The following is a 17,585-nucleotide window of genomic DNA, read 5'->3' on the forward strand; positions in this document are numbered from 1 at the left end:
GATTAAATAGTTTAACCGAAAAAAATTTAGATTTAGTAAGTCTAGGGTTCCAAAGGTTTCTTATTGACTTTAGACACTGGAAAGTCGGTTTCAATTTCTTTTTGAAGCTCTGCTATACGCTTCTTTTGTTTAGCTACTAATTTTTCACGTTGCTGCCGTTCCCACTCCTTTCCCATAAATTTTTGGGTCACAAAGACATTAAATACGTGAATGGCGAATAGAAATCCCCAAAAAGTAATGGCCCAAATAAACCAATCATACGTTTCCCAATAGTTCAATATTTTGTTGATAAAAACAAGAAAAACACTTCCAATAAGAAAGATAACAAAGTGAACATAAAGCCGCTTTTTCTGTTTGATTCGGGTCTGCGCATTTTCCAGCAATTCATGCTGTTCCAATTCCACTTCGGTTTTTTTATTGCTTTTTGAAAACATGTATATGGTTATCTTTACAATAGTGCGTATTTCAAATATACGGCAATAAGTTAGTTCCAAAATAGAGAGATGAAACAAGTACGCAAAGATTTTCCGGTTTTACAAAGATTTATATATGCGAATACTGCTTCTGCAGGATTGTTAAGCGAACCCCTAATGACCTGGAGGCAGGAACATGATTTGGATTTTCTCATTGGTGGAAGCAATTTTAAGACGAGGGCAACACAAGAATTATTACCGCAAGTAAAAGAAACCGTTGCTTCTTTCTTTGGTAGTAAATTGGAGAACACGGCCTTGGTTCAAAACTTTTCTTTGGCTCTTAATATTTTATTGGAAGGTCTTGCGAAAAATGAAAAGGTTCTGTTGGTAAAGGATGATTACCCTTCTGTCAACTGGCCTTTTGAAAGTAGGGATTTTAACGTTGATTATGCGCTTTTGGATGTTAATGTAGAAGACCATATTCTAAAGAAACTGAAGTCTGGTAGCTTTAGTGTTTTGGCTTTAAGTTTAGTGCAATGGGCCAGCGGGATAAAGATAGGCCTGCCCTTTCTTAGAGAGGTAAAAATGGCATATCCAAGTTTACTGATAATAGTTGATGGAACACAGTTTTGTGGTACGGCTGATTTTAATTTTCAGGCGTCTCCAATTGACGTATTGGGGGCCAGCGCCTATAAATGGCTTATTTCCGGTTATGGCAATGGGTTTATGTTGTTTAAAGATGGCATAGAGGAAAGATTTCAATTAAAAACTTTGGGTTTTTATGCCTCCAATGCAGATTTGGGAGGAAAAAATAATATTCCATTTTCCAAACACTTTGAACCTGGTCATTTGGACACTCTAAATTTTGGAAGTCTAAAGTTTTCGTTAGAGTACTTGGAAAAAATAGGTATGAAAACTATTGAAAGCCATCTAAACAAATTGTGTTCAAAAACTATAGAAGGATTAAAGGAAATGAACCTGTTATCAGCAGAAATAAAATCTAGAAATGAGCTAAGCACCATTTTTAATATTCCAGGGAATGCGTCCTATTTAAAGAAATTGGAAAGTAAAGATTTAGTTTGTTCCCACCGTGGAAATGGTGTTAGATTAAGTTTTCATTTTTATAATACGGAGGAAGATGTTGAAGAAACGTTAAAAATTTTACAATCAACAAGTTAGTTCTTAAATTATAGGAAAATACTTAGCGTGTTTTTTAAACGTAATAATTAAATGTTATCTAATAATTGCGAAAATGACAAAAATATCTTAAGCCTTGTATGTGAGGATATTAATATGTTAGTTTTGCTCAAACTTAACAGAAGAACAATTAGCAAATAAAAAATTTTTACCATGGCAATTACTAAACAGTATTTAAAGTCTAGACCGGTTTGTAAAGTAACCTTTACAGTACCTGCAGAGGATGCAAAAAAAGTAGCGGTTGTTGGGGATTTCAACAATTGGAAAGCAAGTAAGGACAGTTCGTTAAAAAAGTTGAAGAATGGAAACTTCAAGGGCACTTTGGAATTTCCTAAAGAATCATCTTACGAGTTTAAATATATAATTGATGGAGATTATGTAAACGAAGCGGAAGCTGACGGTTACAAATGGAACGACTATGCCGGTGGGGAAAACGCCGTTCTTGAAGTATAGTTTTTCAAGAAAGAACTAATTAAAAAGCCGGTAACGAAAACTCGTTCCGGCTTTTTATGATTAGGGCTCTATTTTTACACCTTTCCAAAAGGCTATTCTTCCTTTAATATCCCTTGCAAGGTCGCTAACCTCAGGGTAATACCAGGCGGCATCCTCATTGGTCCTGCCATTTACCACTATGGAGTAATAGGACGCTACGCCCTTCCAGGGGCACGTAGTGTGGGTATTACTTTTTTTAAAATATTGGCTCTTTATACTATCCGCAGGGAAATAGTGATTGTTCTCAACCACTTTGGTGTCCTCACTTTCCGCTAATACTACATCGTTCCATATTGCTTTCATAAGATTCAATTTTAATCGGTAGTGGCCTTCAGATTTTAAAACTTACCTAACTGTTTTTAATACATAATTTTTAAAATAGCGTTGTTCATCTGTGAACTCATCACAGATTTCCAAACCGGATTCTTGGGCCAGACGTTTCATGGAAGTGTCATCATATTTCTGCGATATTTCCGTATGAATGGTTTCCCAAGGTTCAAAATTTACGGTTAAGTCCAGCAGGCCTATACGAACTTTTTGAGCTTTTTTAGAAACTAAGTAACTTTTTGCTGTACCGGTTTCAGGATTGTAGACTTCCCAATGTTTAAACTCGTCCAAGTCAAAATCAGCATCCATTTCAGTATTTATTCTTGATAACAAATTTTTGTTGAACGCTTCCGTAATTCCAGAAGCATCATTGTAGGCGTCCAAAATGGTCTGAGGGTTCTTTTTAAGGTCACAGCCTATAAAAAGCAAATCATTCGTATTCATCAACTTTTGAACATCCTTAAGAAAAAGAATGGCCTGATGGTCTAAGAGATTGCCAATATTGCTTCCTAAGAACATAATTATTTTACGCATGCGGTTTTCGTCGCTTAGCTCTTTAAGGGCTTCAAAATAAGTTCCTTGCTTTGGGACCACGTTGACTTGGGGAATTTCTTCCAAAAGTGATTTCTCTAGTCCCTCCAGCACATGGTGGCTAATGTCAATAGGTTGGTATTTGAAAGATAGATTTTGGTGAACAAACTCTTGAAGTAAAACTTTGGTTTTCTTGCCATCACCTGCACCCAGTTCGATCAACTTAAAGGGTTGTCCGCCTACAGCAAACATTTGGGCTATCTCGTATTTTTTCTCCTTGAAAATTTGATACTCACATCCAGTGAGATAGTATTCGGGCATATGCATGATTTGCTGAAAAATAGCATCTCCCTTTTGGTCGTAAAAATATTTGGAAGAAAGGTGTTTGGGAAAATCGGTCAGTCCTTTTCTTACGTCCTTTTCAAATTGGGTCTCTTTTATTTCAAATATGGTTTCTTGCATAATAGGCGATGTTGAAAATATATTATTTTGCTAATCTAAATCCAGTAAACTGCCAACGTAAGGGCGGTTGAAAGAAATTTCTATAGGTAGATCTTGAATGTTTTTTGGGTGTTGCCACGGAAGCTCCCCTCAGCACTTTCTGGTTGACCATAAACTTGCCGTTATACTCACCTAAGGCACCAGGTGCTTTTTGATAATTAGGGTAAGGTAGGTAGGCACTTTCCGTCCACTCCCATCTTTTTCCCCACGAAAAAAAACTTTGTGCTGTTTCCCATTCAAATTCAGTAGGTAGCCTGCATCCTTTCCATTGGGCATAGGCATATGCTTCATAATAGGAAATATGGGTAACAGGGGCCGCCATATCAATTGCAATAAGGCCTTTTAAGGTATAATGATACCAATTTCCATCTACTAAATGCCAGTACAAGGGCGAACTGATGTTATTAGTTTTGATCCAATCGAGACCTTCTGAATGCCAATTTTCAAAATTTTCATAGCCTCCATGGTATATAAATTCTATGAATTCCCCATTGGTCACCAATTTGTTGGAAATTAGATAGGATTGCAAAAATACTTGGTGCCTCCCCAACTCATTATCATAACAAAAGGAGTCCGAAATGTGACCTATAGGATAGATTCCCTCCTCCATAGTTATCCATTCCTGCAAGTGGTTTTCCGGTTCATGTTCCAAAAAATGCTTGGAATATACAGGGAGTAGTGGGTTGTTTCCCAAAATGTATTTGATGTCCGTAACCAATAACTCTTGATGCTGTTTTTCATGGTGGATACCAATTTCCAATAAATCGTTCAAGAATTTTTCCTGAGGTTCTTGGAACATTTCATTGATAGCCCTTGTAACATACGCTCGGTATTCATAGACTTTCTTTACGGAAGGACGGGATAAATTACCCCTATTGGAACGAACTACTCTCTTTCCTACCGATTCGTAATAGCTATTAAATACATAGGCAAAATCCTCATTATATAATTGATATTCCTTGCCATGTGGTTTAAGAATAAACTCTTCAAAAAACCAAGTGGTATGACCCAAATGCCATTTAGGAGGAGATACATCTACAATAGGTTGTACCACGTAATCCTCCGTTTCCAATGGTTTACAAATTGTTTCGGTGTACTGTCGTGTTTCTATAAAAAAGTCAAGTAGAGAATCGGTAAGTATCATCAAAATAGGATTTCAACTAAAGGTACGGATAATGGACTTTTTAAAATTACCCCATAAAAGTTTAAGGTTAGTCCAAATAAACAACATCATAGCATTAAGGAATTGGTAATTATTCCCTATTTTCATGCCTTAATCACAACTAAAACTACTAAAATGTTAAGAAAAGTTTGCTTTGGGATGCTCTTGGTTTTCGGAGTATCTCAATGGGGCATGGCCCAAGATGTAAAGTTAAAGAAGGCCTTTAATGGCAAGAATTTTAAGGGGTGGGTAGAACCTGAAAATAACGTTTGGTGGACCATCAATGACGGTGTTCTAAAGACAAAAAGCGACCCTGAACAAACAGGATCTATTCTTTGGACAGATAAAGACTATAACGATTTCGTGGTGGAAACAGAGTTTTTGTACGGTGAAGGCACCGTAGATACCGGTATATTCTTGCGCGAGGAAGCACAGCAAATTCAGATGGGTATCTCAGGTTCTCTAAAAAGAGATATGACTGGCTCTCCTTATATCGTTGGAAAGGGGTATCCGGTAGAAGCCGAAGGTGTCGCTGAAATTCTAAAGCCCAATGACTGGAACACCATCAAAATAAAGGCAATTGACAATGTGTACACCGTATGGCTTAATGGTAAGGAAGTAGTGACCTATACTTCTGAAAATGTTCCGGAAGAGGGACCGATCGGATTACAGTTGCACCCCGGAAGAGATATGACCGCCAGTTTTAGAAACATAAAAATCGGAGAAATAAAATAATTGATGAAACTTAACTACCAACTTAATTCTTATAAAATGAAATCTAGAATTTTAAATTTTCGCACCATTGTGCAAACGATTACATTTTCTTTGGCCTTAAGCATGATAGCGTGTAAAGGCGAACCTAAAAAAGAAGAAACCACGATGCCGGAAGAAACTAAAAAAAGAATTCAATTAGTGGCAGATGAGGCAGGTAAAAAGGTAGACGTAATGATTGATGGCAACCTGTTTACCTCATATCAATATCCACAAAACATTAAAAAACCGGTACTATATCCCTTGGTTACCCCTAAGGGTACTAAAATTACAAGAAAGTTTCCTTTGGAACCTTCCGAAGGCGAACGCGTTGACCATCCACACCACGTAGGAGTATGGTTCAATTATGGAGATGTAAACGGACTCGATTTTTGGAATAATAGTGACTCTATAGCTGTTGAAAAGCGAGAAGACTATGGTACCATTATACACAAATCTATTGAGGCAACAGAGGATGGGGATGATGAGGCCCAACTTAAAGTTTCCATGGAATGGCAGGCGCCCAATGGCGATATACTTTTAAATGAAAACACCACTTTTGTTTTTAGGGGAAAGGATAATGTGTACACCATTGACCGAATTACCAAGCTAACGGCAAACAAGGAAGACGTTCTCTTTAAGGATAACAAAGAAGGAATGTTGGGAATTAGGGTAACAAGAGCTTTGGAGTTGCCTTCTGATGAGCCTGTAGTCTTTACCGATGCCAGTGGCAATCCAACGCCTGTGGCAGTTCTTAATAATGAGGGTGTGAACGGGAATTATATCAATTCAGATGGTATTGAAGGCTTGGATACTTGGGCCAAACGATCGAAGTGGGTGAATCTGCATTCAACTATCGGCGATGAAAAAATTGCCCTGGTGGTAATGGACCATAAAGACAACGTAGGCTACCCTACTTATTGGCACTCTCGTGGCTATGGACTGTTTGCCGCCAATCCGCTGGGTCAGAATGTCTTTAGCAAGGGCAAAGAGACGCTCAATTTTGAGCTTAAAAAGGGAGAGAGTACCACTTTTAAGCACCGTATTGTAATCGCCAACGGCGATGTTTCTTCCGAAGAAATAAATACCATGCATGATGATTTTGTGAAGTAGAAGAAACTTATTACCATAAAAAATCCGGATGGTGCGAACTATCCGGATTTTTATTTTTCTATACTAGCAAAACTAAACTGCCACTACACCTTTAATGTGTGGGTGCGGGTCGTAATTCAAAAGGGTGAAGTCTTCAAATTTGAAGTTGAAAATGTCTTTTACCTCCGGATTAAGTATCATGGTTGGCAGTTGTCTAGGTTCACGGCTTAACTGCAGCTCTACCTGTTCCATATGGTTATTATAAATATGGGCATCCCCAAAAGTGTGAATGAAATCTCCGGCTTCGTATCCGCAAACCTGCGCCATCATCATGGTGAACAAAGCATAGGAAGCAATATTAAAAGGTACGCCTAAGAAAATATCGGCACTACGTTGGTATAGCTGGCAAGACAGCTTTCCATCGGCTACATAAAACTGAAAAAAGGCGTGGCAAGGCGGCAATGCGGCTTTTCCGTTCGCTACGTTTTCACTAAACGACTTAGAGGTATCCGGAAGCACACTAGGGTTCCAAGCAGATACTAACATTCTTCTGCTGTTGGGGTTATTTTTTAAAGAGGAAATGACTTCCTTGATTTGGTCAATTTCATCATTGTTCCAATTGCGCCATTGATGTCCGTAGACGGGTCCTAAATCTCCATTTTCATCGGCCCATTCGTTCCAGATGCGCACTCCGTTTTCTTGAAGGTAAGCAATATTGGTATCGCCCTTTAAAAACCAGAGTAGCTCATAAATGATGGACTTTAGATGCAATTTTTTGGTGGTTACCATCGGGAAACCCTCGCTGAGGTCGAACCGCATTTGATAGCCAAAAACACTTGTTGTTCCCGTACCGGTACGGTCACCTTTCTGGTTTCCGGTTTCCAATACGTGCTTGAGTAAATCGTGATACTGTTTCATGGTAAGGTCAAAAATATAAGATCAGGCCAGTATTTTTGATATCAACAGGCTGCTAGTTATTCAGCATTTATTAACTATTTATTTTAAGTGAAATTTAATCGTTGGTAAGGTATTAGAAGAAGATGAGGTGAATATCTCGATCATAGGGCAGGTTGTAAAAAGGCTTCATGGGAAAGTTCCATATTGGCGACGGCTCCGGCAATATTTCCGCTACTTACGGCATAGGCAACAGAGCGAAGGCGAACCGTACTGTCGCCACAGGCGAAAATGCCATCTACGTTTGTTTTTTGAAATGGGTCTAGGGAAAGGTGCCCCATATCGGTTAGTTCGCAGCCGAGTTGCTCGGGAATATTACTATGCTGTTCAAAGGGTACGGGAGCGTAAAGAGCGGTCAGTTCAAAATCACTACCATCTTCGAAAACGAGCTTGTTCATGTAACCGTTTTGATGTATGATTTCTTTAACGGGCGCATCTACCACTGAAATATTATTGGCTGCCAGCATTTGAAGTTGTTGTTCGTCAAATTGATATTCCCCATTGGTAAATACGGTTAAGTCGGATGTCAAATTTTTTATTAAAGGGGTCATATGCAAAACCACTTTAAGGCTCGTCATAATTCCCGTTTTTTGTTGGCGGACTTCGTAACCGTGGCAGTAGGGGCAGTGGATCACGGAAATTCCCCAACAATCCGAAAAACCTTTCATATTGGGCATTAGGTCTTTTACACCGGTGGCAAAAATCAGTTTTTTAGCGGTGTACTCCTTTTGTGATTCAGTGCCGATAAGAAATTGGCCGTCTATCTTTTGACCACGAATCGCCTTGTCTTTTATAAACGATACCGTTTTATATTGTAGCACCTGATCTTTGGCAACGGAGGCTATTGCTGCTGGAGGTTGACCATCTTGAGTGATGAAATTGTGGGAATGTGGGGTTTGTCGGTTGCAGGGTTGGCCACTATCAATAATCAATACCTTTCTTAAAGACCTCCCCAAGGCCATAGCCGCTGAAAGTCCGGAATAACTTCCGCCAATTATAATAACATCAAATGCATTTGACTGTTCCATCGTTTTTTGATTTTAGCTAGTTCAAAGCTAGTAAATTATTTATTAACGCGAATGAGTTGCAATAGTAAATTTTATTTAGGATAAGTTAGGGGCTGATTCAAGAAGTTAATATTTTGAGAGGATGGGTTCAAGAAAGCCATTAGACTTAAATATGTACCTTGGGATGTTTAAAACGGAAGCGAATTACAATTTTGAACAATCAAAAAAGAAAACCGAAAACACCTTGGCCCACCAAAGATGCAATGGTCCAGATTTATGAAAACCACCTGTGGGGCGGACCGGAGCATTTATTTTATTCTGGTGATGGATCACATGAGGAGCATTTGGTTGCCCCTTGGTTACAAGTGGTTCAAGATTTTTTAAGCAGTTTTGAAAGGCCTATTTCCATTTGTGATTTGGGCTGCGGCGATTTTAATGTCGGTAAGCAACTTCTACCGTATTGCAGTACTTATACCGCTGTGGATATTGTACCCGATTTGATTGCCCATCACCGGCAAGAATATATCGGGCCGAATTTGCATTTTCAATGTCTTGATATTGCCAAGGATGCACTTCCGGTGGCTGATTGTGCCATTTTACGCCAAGTCTTGCAACATGTGTCCAATGAAGAAATTTCGGCGATTACCCAAAAACTTGTTCAGTACAAGTATGTGGTTATCACCGAACACCTACCGGAAGGTGAATTTGTACCCAATATCGATATCATCTCGGGTCAGGGAATCCGGCTAAAGAAAGGGAGTGGGGTAGATGTTTTACAACCTCCATTTAGTTTGCCCGTGACTTCTGCCAAAAAACTTTTAGAAGTGATTCCAAGAGACGGAAAGGGGAGGATTGTTACTTGGTTGTATGAAATATGATCAAGATTCTGAAAGATAAACCTCGTTCACAATTTTAGGGTTTCTTGTAATTAGTTCCTTAGTAAAGGCAATCTGATTTTCAGGGGATATTATCAGTATCCCGAATTCACCATAGCGCAGTTCTAATCTTTTTAAAGATGGTGCTGGCGAAGACATTAGATTATTACTTTTCCTGATAGACTTAAATTTTTTAATGTCGTAATTTTTATTAAGCAAAAGGCCACATTTGACATTTAAAATATGTTTACTTGTGAATGTATAGGTAGTGGCCAAGTTCAAATAGAGTATGAATAATATAATTAGAAAGTTAATGACGCCAGTAGTTAAAATAGCTTCAATAGGTTCTTCTTGGTGAATCATAAATCCTAGAATTCCTAAAAAAAGAGCGATTACGAACCAAAGCAGTGTATATCCAAATTTGGATTTAAAGGTTTTCATTATGCCAATAAAATTGAAAGGTTTTTATTTTACCATCAACCATCAACCATCAACCATCAACCATCAACCATCAACCATCAACCATCAACCAATAATTATCCTAAAATCATCCCTGCAATGGTAGCGGAAAGAAGGGAGGCGATAGAACCACCTAAAACGGCACGCATACCAAATTCTGAAAGAGTTTTGCGTTGACCGGGAGCTAAAGAGCCGATTCCCCCAATCTGTATACCGATAGAAGCAAAGTTGGCAAAGCCACAAAGCATATACGTGGCCATGATAACCGATTTGTTGTAGGTAAGGTTGGCACCCGTGGTCAAATCTTTAAGTTCCGCCAATTGAATATAGCCTACAAACTCACTTGCGGCAAGTTTAATACCCAAGAGTTGCCCCATAAGCATTACATCTTCATTGTTGACCCCAATCAACCACATCAGGGGCGCGAAAATGGTACCTAAAATGGCTTCCAAAGAAAGTTTGTCATAAGCGGTGTGGTTGGCCACCCATTCGTTTAGGGTGGTCAAATCGCCCGTCCAATCCAGAATGCCATTGATCATCGCAATGAGAGCCACAAATACCAATAGCATGGCCCCCACGTTGACGGCCAATTTGAGGCCTTCGGTAGTACCATTGGCGATGGCGTCGAGCATATTGCTTCCTATTTTCTCGGAAGAAACTTCCACCTCTGTATTCACTTCTTCAGTCTGGGGGTAAAGCATTTTAGAAATTACGATGGCTCCGGGTGCTGCCATTACCGAGGCTGCCAAAAGATGTTTCGCAAATACCAGTTGCAATGCTTCGTCTTCCCCGCCTAAAAAGCCGATATAAGCCGCTAAAACGGCTCCTGCCACAGTGGCCATTCCGCCAATCATCACTAAGAGAATTTCCGAACGATTCATTTTCTCCAAGTAGGCTTTTATCAATAAAGGGGCTTCCGTTTGCCCTAAAAATATGTTTCCTGCAACCGAAAGACTTTCCGGTCCGGAAATACCCAAACTTTTGGAGAGTAGCAAGGCCATGATACGGACTACTTTTTGAATGACTCCCAGGTAAAAAAGGAGGGAAGTAAGCGCAGAAAAGAAAATAATGGTCGGCAATACTTGAAAAGCAAAAATGTAACCGAAAGTATTGGTATCCACTACCAATCCTTCAAACAAAAATTTGCTTCCCGCACGGGTAAACCCTAGAATGCTAATAAATATTTCCCCAATAGCCTCAAAAGCCTTTTGTACCCACGGCACTTTCAATACTCCTACGGCAATGAGCAGTTGCAATCCCAACCCTATACCTACTGTTTTCCAATTAATAGCTTTTCGGTTGGCACTAAAAACAAAGGCGATAACCAATAAAACGACCATCCCCAAAACGCCTCGCCATAGACTATCGATGCCAAAACCTTGATTGGGAACAATTTCGGTAGTGGCCTTAGTAATATCATTGATGGTAGCGGACTCGATTGCGGGAGCTACAGTATCTTGGGCAAAAGTTGGAAAAGAGGCACTTAGGGCAAGCAGAAGTATCCAGAGTTTGGTGTTCATATAGTTGCTTGCGGATTAAGGGTTTGACGTTATGTTTAGTTGCGCTTTGAAATTTCGTCACGCAATTTAGCCGCCTTCTCATAGTCTTCGTTGGCAACGGCCTTATCCAATTCTGTGTTGAGTTCTTCTACGGTGAGTTCAGTAAAGCCATCGGTAGCACCAGAATCGATTTCTACGGTTTCTCCTTCCTGTAGAATTTCGTCTACTACGATGCTGTCGTCGGAATCATCTTTTTCAGATTCTTTGGAAGAAAACTTTAGGTAAATCCCGGCCTTATCCAAAATGGTCTTGTAGGTGAAGATAGGGGCATTAAAACGCAAGGCCAAGGCAATGGCATCGCTGGTGCGGGCATCGATAATTTCTTCGATTTTATCGCGTTCGCAAATAATACTCGAGTAAAAAACGCCGTCTACCAGCTTATGGATGATAACTTGCTTGATAACAATATCAAAGCGGTCGGCAAAATTCTTGAACAGATCATGGGTCAGGGGTCTGGGAGGTTTAATTTCCTTTTCCAAGGCAATGGCAATGGACTGGGCCTCAAAAGCACCAATAACGATAGGCAGCTTTCTGTCACCTTCCACTTCATTCAAAATAAGGGCGTATGCCCCATTTTGGGTTTGACTATAGCTAATACCTTTTATTTTTAACCTGACTAAACTCATAGTATCTTAAAAATACAAAAAGGCTGTTTAAATATGGGCGTAACCTTTATTTAAACAGCCCTTTCCGGGGCGCAAATTAACAAAATTTAAGCGTTTTGAGCTTTAAATTCCTTTAATTTTTCGACGAGTTGCGGTACCACCTCAAAAGCGTCCCCGACAATACCATAGTCGGCAGCCTTAAAGAAAGGAGCCTCGGCATCATTATTGATGACCACTTTGGTCTTACTGGCACTTACTCCTGCCAAATGTTGTATAGCTCCAGAAATACCAATGGCAATGTATAGGTTGGACGCTACCGGTTTCCCGGTTTGCCCAACGTGTTCTCCGTGCGGCCTCCAGCCCATGTCGCTCACCGGTTTGGAACAGGCGGTAGCCGCCCCTAAAACTTCGGCAAGTTCTTCGATCATGCCCCAGTTCTCGGGTCCTTTAAGTCCTCTTCCGCCAGAAACTACGATATCGGCATCGGCAATGGATACCTTTCCGGCTACTTTATCAACCTCCAAGGATTTAACGGCGAAATCCGCATCTTCGATTTGTGCCGAAAATTCCTCAACGGAGGCGGAACCTCCAATTTCATTGATGCCAAACGCATTATTACTTACCCCAATAATCTTCTTATCGGTAGTAATTTCGGTATGGGCAAAACCCTTATTACTAAAAGCTGTTCTTTTTACTGTTAAGGGAGTAGTGCTACTAGGAGCCTCTACTACGTTAGGGGCATAACCTGCTTTTAATTTGGCCGCTAAAAGAGGTGCCAAGTATTTGGCATTGGCGCTTGAACTCACAATGACGGTTGTAGCACCTTCCTTTTCTACAGCTTGGGCTATGGTCTTGGCATAAGCTTCCGCATTAAAGGTATTAAACTGGTCGCCAGAGACGTTCAATACTTTTGAAACACCGTAGTTACCTAGCGATTCGCCTTCCGAGGCGTTAAAGGAAATAGCGGTTGCGGTAGTTCCCATTTGGTCTGCCACCGTTTTGGCATAAGAAGCTACCTCAAAGGCGCTCTTTTTATATTTTCCGTTTTCTGATTCTGTATATACTAGAATGGACATGTTGTAATGTTTTAATTGAAATTGAGTTTGAAAAACGATTTAGATAACCTTGGCCTCATTGTGCAGTAAGGATACGAGTTCATCTACGGAATCCGTTAGTTTAACTGCACCTTTGGGAGCTGGTTTTTCAAATTTACTGTCCACTGTGGCTTTTGTGGCGTCCACAGGTTCCACTACGTTAAGGGCTTTTTTACGGGCCATCATAATTCCTCTCATATTTGGAATTTTAAGGTCGCTTTCTTCTACAAGTCCTTTTTGGCCACCAATTACTGCAGGCAGTGTTGCTTCAACTTTTTCCTTTCCACCATCGATTTCACGGGTGGCAGTAGCCGTGTCGCCATCTACTTCAAGCCCAATACAGGTATTGATAAAGTTGTATCCCAAGAGTGACGCAACTATGCCAGGAACCATACCTCCATTGTAATCGATAGACTCCCTTCCCGCAATAACTAAATCATAGTCACCGTCTTTTATGACATTGGCCAATTGTTCGGCAACAAAAAAACCATCAGTGGGTACCGCATTGATACGAATGCCTTCGTCTGCTCCAATGGCAAGGGCTTTACGCATAGTAGGCTCCACAGAGGCATCACCAACCGTGGCAATGTGCACGGTGGCACCTTGCTTTTCTTTGAACCACATGGCTCTTGTAAGGCCAAACTCGTCATTTGGGTTGATGACAAATTGCACACCGTTGGTGTCGAACTTGGTGTCCCCGTCCGTAAAGTTAATTTTAGACGTTGTATCTGGGACATTACTTATACAAACTAGTATTTTCATCTATATAATTCTTTTGATATGACCTTACGAAGATAGGTATTCTTTCGTAAAAATACTATGCATGCATAGTATTTTTTTGTTTCTTTTTTGCCAAAAAGGGTAAATGAATTGCCATATAATTTCCTATTTTTGCTTGCCGTTTTAGGTGATTAATAAATAGACATAGCATAATATATGAAGACGTTACAATTTAGGGAAGCCATTGCGGAGGCCATGTCCGAAGAAATGAGAAGAGACGAATCCGTTTACCTTATGGGTGAAGAAGTGGCCGAATACAATGGTGCATACAAGGCCTCTAAAGGTATGTTGGACGAGTTTGGTCCGGAGCGTGTATTGGATACGCCCATCGCAGAGCTTGGTTTTGCAGGTATTGGAGTGGGGTCTACCATGACCGGTAACCGCCCTATAATTGAGTTCATGACGTTCAACTTTGCTTTGGTAGGTATTGACCAAATAATCAATAATGCCGCAAAAATTCGTCAAATGTCCGGCGGTCAATTTCCTTGCCCTATCGTTTTTCGTGGCCCTACGGCTTCTGCCGGTCAATTAGCGGCTACGCATTCCCAAGCTTTTGAAAGTTGGTATGCTAACTGTCCTGGTCTTAAGGTGGTGGTGCCTTCCAATCCTAAAGATGCGAAGGGCTTATTAAAATCCGCTATTAGGGATGACGACCCCGTTATTTTTATGGAGTCTGAGCAGATGTACGGAGATAAAGGAGAGGTTCCAGAAGGAGAATACACTATTCCATTAGGAGTGGCAGACCTTCGAAGAGAAGGTACGGATGTGACCGTAGTTTCCTTTGGAAAGATTATCAAGGAGGCCGATAAAGCTGCAGAGCAGTTGGCAGAAGAAGGAATTAGCCTGGAGATAATAGATTTGCGTACGGTGAAGCCTATGGACTATGATGCTATCGTAAATTCGGTTAAGAAAACCAATAGATTGGTCATTTTAGAGGAAGCATGGCCATTCGGAAACGTATCAACAGAAATTACGTTCCATGTTCAAAAGCACGCTTTTGATTATTTGGATGCGCCAATTGAAAGGATAAATACGGCAGATACTCCTGCGCCTTACTCGCCGGTCTTGCTAAAAGAATGGTTGCCAGATGCACAAGATGTAGTAGACGCTGTTAAGAAAGTGTTATATAAATAAGGTATACCAAATTGTAAAGTACTTTTGCTTCGCTGGTCATAGACCGGCGAAGCTTTTTTTATGGTATACTATTTGATTGTACCGCGGTGAGAACCATTTTTAATGAAGAGACTCCTTTTACCCCTTTTATTTTTATTTGCTTTTTTTGCCACTGCACAGAGCAAAGTGGGTGGTATTGTGCTGGATGAGTACGATAATCCAGTAGCATTTGCTAATATCCTTTTTAAAAATTCCTATGAGGGTACCATTACGGATGATAATGGTAATTTTTATATGGAGTCTGATGTTACCCATGACACCTTGGTAATTTCATTTATCGGTTACGAAAATTTGGAAATTCCGCTTACATCCAAGGTAATGTACAATATGAAGGTACAGTTAAAGGAATCTAGCGAAGCCCTAAAGGAGGTGGTGGTCTTTGCGGGAAAACAATCCAAAAAGAACAATCCAGCGGTAGAGATACTCAAGAAGATTTGGGCAAAAAAGAGACAAAATGGCGTACGTCAATTTAAGCAATATGCTTTTGATAAATACGAAAAGGTAGAATTTGACCTCAATACCATTGACAGCGCCCTCATGAAAAGGAAAATTTTCAAGGGGCTCGAATTTGTATTTCAAGATTTGGATACTTCCCGTATTACCGGAAAAACGTACCTGCCCATTTTCCTGAACGAAACCTTTTCAAAGGTATATGGAGATAATATCCTCAATGAGGAAAAGGAAGATGTACTGGGTAATAAGAATTCCGGATTTGATAATAACCAGGCCATCATCGGTTTTATAGCGGATTTGTATCAGGATTATGATATTTATGATAATTACCTGAAATTTTTTGATAAAAGTTTTACCAGCCCTCTTTCCCGTACAGGGGTGGATACCTATAATTATGCCTTGCGGGACAGTGCTTTTGTAGATAATAAATGGTGTTATAATATTGTATACTATCCAAGAAGGAAAAACGAGTTGACATTTAAGGGTGATTTTTGGGTGAATGATACCACCTACGCCATTAAGAATATCAACCTGGAAGTTACCAAAAGCGCTAACATCAATTGGGTAAAGGAAATTTACATTGAGCAGGATTTTGAAGTGGTAAACGATTCTGTTTTCTTACTTAAAAGGGATTATATGATGAGTGATTTTTCCTTTAGTAAAAAGGAGAAATCTAGAGGGGTTTACGGTAAACGAACCACGGTTTATGACCATTATAAATTCAACCAGACAAAACCAAAGGAGTTTTACCGTACGGAGAGCAACCCTTATGACCCTATAGTGCAGACAAGGGATAGCGCTTTCTGGTCTACCAATCGCTTGGAAGATTTAAATAAGGATGAGAAGGGTATCTACCAGTTGTTGGATACGCTTAAAACCGTTCCCAAATTCAAGAGTTATTACAATTTGGTAAGTATTCTGGGCTCCGGCTATGTGGAAATTGATAAATGGAACATGGATATCGGTTCCGTTTATGATGTTTTTGGTTATAACCAGGCCGAAGGTCCTCGCGTACGTTTGGGGGCCAGAACCTATTTTGGGGAGAATGACCTTTGGCGTTTGGAAGGCTACATGGCTTATGGTTTTACAGATCAGAAAGTAAAATATGGAACATCTGGAAAGTTCCTTTTAGACCGAAAAACGAGATTGATCGTATCCGGTGGAAATAGGCGGGATATTGAACAATTAGGTGTTAGCCTAACTGCGACCAATGATGTTTTGGGCCGTAGTATTGCTTCTTCATCGCTAGTGACCGTTGGTGCCAATAATCGATTGACCAACATTAACTTGAGCAAGCTAGGTTTTGAAATGGAACCGGTTACCAATTTGCGAATTGGGGTAGGGGGAACCTTTAGAACCTTAAGTTCTGCCTTGCCACAAGATTTTAGTCTTGATTACATAGATCCTGAAGAACCGGACGGTATAGCCAAGACCATAAGGCAATTTGATTTTAATGCCCTTTTGATTTATACACCTGGTAAAAAAACCATTGGTTATGGGGTAGAACGTCGTACCATAAATGACAATTACAGTACCCTGCTACTAAACTATACCAAAGGAAATAAAGGCCTATTTAGTAGTGATTTTGATTATAGCAAACTTCAGTTTGCTTATAGTCAACCATGGCAAATAGGAGGTTTTGGTAGGTTGTACAGTACCCTGGAAATGGGTAAAACCTTTGGTGAAGTCCCATTAGGGTTATTAAATGTAATACCAGGTAACCAAACCTTTTTTTCCAACTATGGGACCTTTCCTAACTTGGATTTCTATGAATTTGTTACCGATACGTATGTGGCGCTGCATTTGCAACATAATTTTAATGGGCGATTATTTGCGAGAATTCCATTATTGCGAAAACTGAATCTTAGGGAAGTAGTAGGGCTAAGGGGAGTGTGGGGAACGCTGTCCGATGAGAATATTGCATTAAGTGCGCCAGCGGCCGTAAATACACCGCTACAGGCACCTGATGATAAAATTTACTATGAATATTCTTTCGGAATAGGTAATATTTTTAAAATTCTCAGAATAGATTTCAATTTTAGGGGCAATTATTTGGATGCCCCCAATGCGCGACCGTTTAGTGTGACGGGAACCTTTGGTTTTGATTTTTAAAAGTTTGTAAGTCAACTCCTTGAGGCTATGCGTTTTTTTCTATGGAATC

At 40.0% G+C, this 17,585-nt stretch carries 18 protein-coding genes; 7 read left to right on the forward strand and 11 right to left on the reverse strand.

Translation table 11 applies throughout. The features are described 5' to 3' along the window. Positions 1-41: 41 nt before the first annotated feature. On the reverse strand, positions 42-434 hold the full coding sequence (locus BIZ36_RS08440; protein WP_187457451.1) for a 2TM domain-containing protein: 393 nt from the start codon (positions 432-434) through the stop codon (positions 42-44). 69 nt (positions 435-503) lie between these two features. Here BIZ36_RS08440 and BIZ36_RS08445 point away from each other — a divergent pair, with 69 nt between their 5' ends. Then, a complete protein-coding gene (locus BIZ36_RS08445) occupies positions 504-1,592 on the forward strand; it encodes an aminotransferase class V-fold PLP-dependent enzyme (protein ID WP_187457452.1) in 1,089 nt (362 codons plus the stop codon). Positions 1,593-1,763: 171 nt separating this feature from the next. Beyond that, on the forward strand, positions 1,764-2,063 hold the full coding sequence (locus BIZ36_RS08450; RefSeq protein ID WP_187457453.1) for an isoamylase early set domain-containing protein: 300 nt from the start codon (positions 1,764-1,766) through the stop codon (positions 2,061-2,063). Positions 2,064-2,123: 60 nt separating this feature from the next. On the opposite strand, the gene BIZ36_RS08455 is transcribed toward BIZ36_RS08450, so the two are convergent. Genes BIZ36_RS08455 through egtB form a run of 3 tightly spaced genes read right to left on the reverse strand, consistent with a single transcriptional unit; the run spans position 2,124 to position 4,605 of the window. Continuing rightward, positions 2,124-2,405, reverse strand: coding sequence for a DUF427 domain-containing protein (locus BIZ36_RS08455; RefSeq protein WP_187457454.1), 282 nt, complete (start codon positions 2,403-2,405; stop codon positions 2,124-2,126). 42 nt (positions 2,406-2,447) lie between these two features. After that, positions 2,448-3,422, reverse strand: coding sequence for an L-histidine N(alpha)-methyltransferase (egtD, locus tag BIZ36_RS08460; protein WP_187457455.1), 975 nt, complete (start codon positions 3,420-3,422; stop codon positions 2,448-2,450). Between the two features lie 22 nt (positions 3,423-3,444). Further along, positions 3,445-4,605 (reverse strand): ergothioneine biosynthesis protein EgtB, encoded by a 1,161-nt coding sequence (egtB, locus tag BIZ36_RS08465; RefSeq protein ID WP_187457456.1) that lies wholly within the window; start codon positions 4,603-4,605, stop codon positions 3,445-3,447. A 153-nt stretch (positions 4,606-4,758) separates the two neighbouring features. Here egtB and BIZ36_RS08470 point away from each other — a divergent pair, with 153 nt between their 5' ends. Further along, the gene (locus BIZ36_RS08470; RefSeq protein ID WP_187457457.1) at positions 4,759-5,358 is read left to right on the forward strand and encodes a 3-keto-disaccharide hydrolase; all 600 of its coding nucleotides are present in this window, start codon (positions 4,759-4,761) and stop codon (positions 5,356-5,358) included. A gap of 36 nt (positions 5,359-5,394) precedes the next feature. After that, positions 5,395-6,486 (forward strand): DUF6807 domain-containing protein, encoded by a 1,092-nt coding sequence (locus BIZ36_RS08475; RefSeq protein WP_286174667.1) that lies wholly within the window; start codon positions 5,395-5,397, stop codon positions 6,484-6,486. A 72-nt stretch (positions 6,487-6,558) separates the two neighbouring features. On the opposite strand, the gene BIZ36_RS08480 is transcribed toward BIZ36_RS08475, so the two are convergent. Together BIZ36_RS08480 and BIZ36_RS08485 are read right to left on the reverse strand one after the other, a co-directional pair. After that, on the reverse strand, positions 6,559-7,383 hold the full coding sequence (locus tag BIZ36_RS08480) for a thymidylate synthase (protein ID WP_187457458.1): 825 nt from the start codon (positions 7,381-7,383) through the stop codon (positions 6,559-6,561). Between the two features lie 140 nt (positions 7,384-7,523). Then, positions 7,524-8,447, reverse strand: coding sequence for an NAD(P)/FAD-dependent oxidoreductase (locus BIZ36_RS08485; RefSeq protein WP_187457459.1), 924 nt, complete (start codon positions 8,445-8,447; stop codon positions 7,524-7,526). Positions 8,448-8,638: 191 nt separating this feature from the next. Between BIZ36_RS08485 and BIZ36_RS08490 the strand changes: the two genes are divergently transcribed. Beyond that, entirely contained in the window at positions 8,639-9,304 is a 666-nt protein-coding gene (locus BIZ36_RS08490; protein ID WP_222937318.1) for a class I SAM-dependent methyltransferase, read from the forward strand. On the opposite strand, the gene BIZ36_RS08495 is transcribed toward BIZ36_RS08490, so the two are convergent. The 5 genes from BIZ36_RS08495 to BIZ36_RS08515 all read right to left on the reverse strand — a co-directional run bounded on the left by BIZ36_RS08495 (position 9,305) and on the right by BIZ36_RS08515 (position 13,780). Beyond that, positions 9,305-9,742, reverse strand: a complete 438-nt coding sequence (locus BIZ36_RS08495) for a PH domain-containing protein (protein ID WP_187457460.1) — start codon at positions 9,740-9,742, stop codon at positions 9,305-9,307. A gap of 95 nt (positions 9,743-9,837) precedes the next feature. Next, entirely contained in the window at positions 9,838-11,280 is a 1,443-nt protein-coding gene (locus BIZ36_RS08500; protein ID WP_187457461.1) for a NupC/NupG family nucleoside CNT transporter, read from the reverse strand. A 35-nt stretch (positions 11,281-11,315) separates the two neighbouring features. Further along, positions 11,316-11,945: a bifunctional nuclease family protein gene (locus BIZ36_RS08505; RefSeq protein ID WP_187457462.1), complete on the reverse strand. Its 630-nt coding sequence runs from the start codon at positions 11,943-11,945 to the stop codon at positions 11,316-11,318. 86 nt (positions 11,946-12,031) lie between these two features. Continuing rightward, positions 12,032-13,000 (reverse strand): electron transfer flavoprotein subunit alpha/FixB family protein, encoded by a 969-nt coding sequence (locus BIZ36_RS08510; protein WP_187457463.1) that lies wholly within the window; start codon positions 12,998-13,000, stop codon positions 12,032-12,034. 39 nt (positions 13,001-13,039) lie between these two features. Next, positions 13,040-13,780 carry an electron transfer flavoprotein subunit beta/FixA family protein gene (locus BIZ36_RS08515; protein WP_187457464.1) on the reverse strand — a complete coding sequence of 247 codons (741 nt, stop codon included), beginning with the start codon at positions 13,778-13,780 and terminating at the stop codon, positions 13,040-13,042. 174 nt (positions 13,781-13,954) lie between these two features. Between BIZ36_RS08515 and BIZ36_RS08520 the strand changes: the two genes are divergently transcribed. Both BIZ36_RS08520 and BIZ36_RS08525 read left to right on the forward strand, forming a co-directional pair. Then, positions 13,955-14,932 (forward strand): pyruvate dehydrogenase complex E1 component subunit beta, encoded by a 978-nt coding sequence (locus BIZ36_RS08520; RefSeq protein ID WP_187457465.1) that lies wholly within the window; start codon positions 13,955-13,957, stop codon positions 14,930-14,932. 102 nt (positions 14,933-15,034) lie between these two features. Continuing rightward, the gene (locus BIZ36_RS08525; protein WP_187457466.1) at positions 15,035-17,536 is read left to right on the forward strand and encodes a DUF5686 family protein; all 2,502 of its coding nucleotides are present in this window, start codon (positions 15,035-15,037) and stop codon (positions 17,534-17,536) included. Positions 17,537-17,585: the final 49 nt, after the last annotated feature.

This window comes from Cytophaga sp. FL35, from assembly GCF_014349235.1.
In the GTDB taxonomy this organism is placed as follows: domain Bacteria; phylum Bacteroidota; class Bacteroidia; order Flavobacteriales; family Flavobacteriaceae; genus Euzebyella.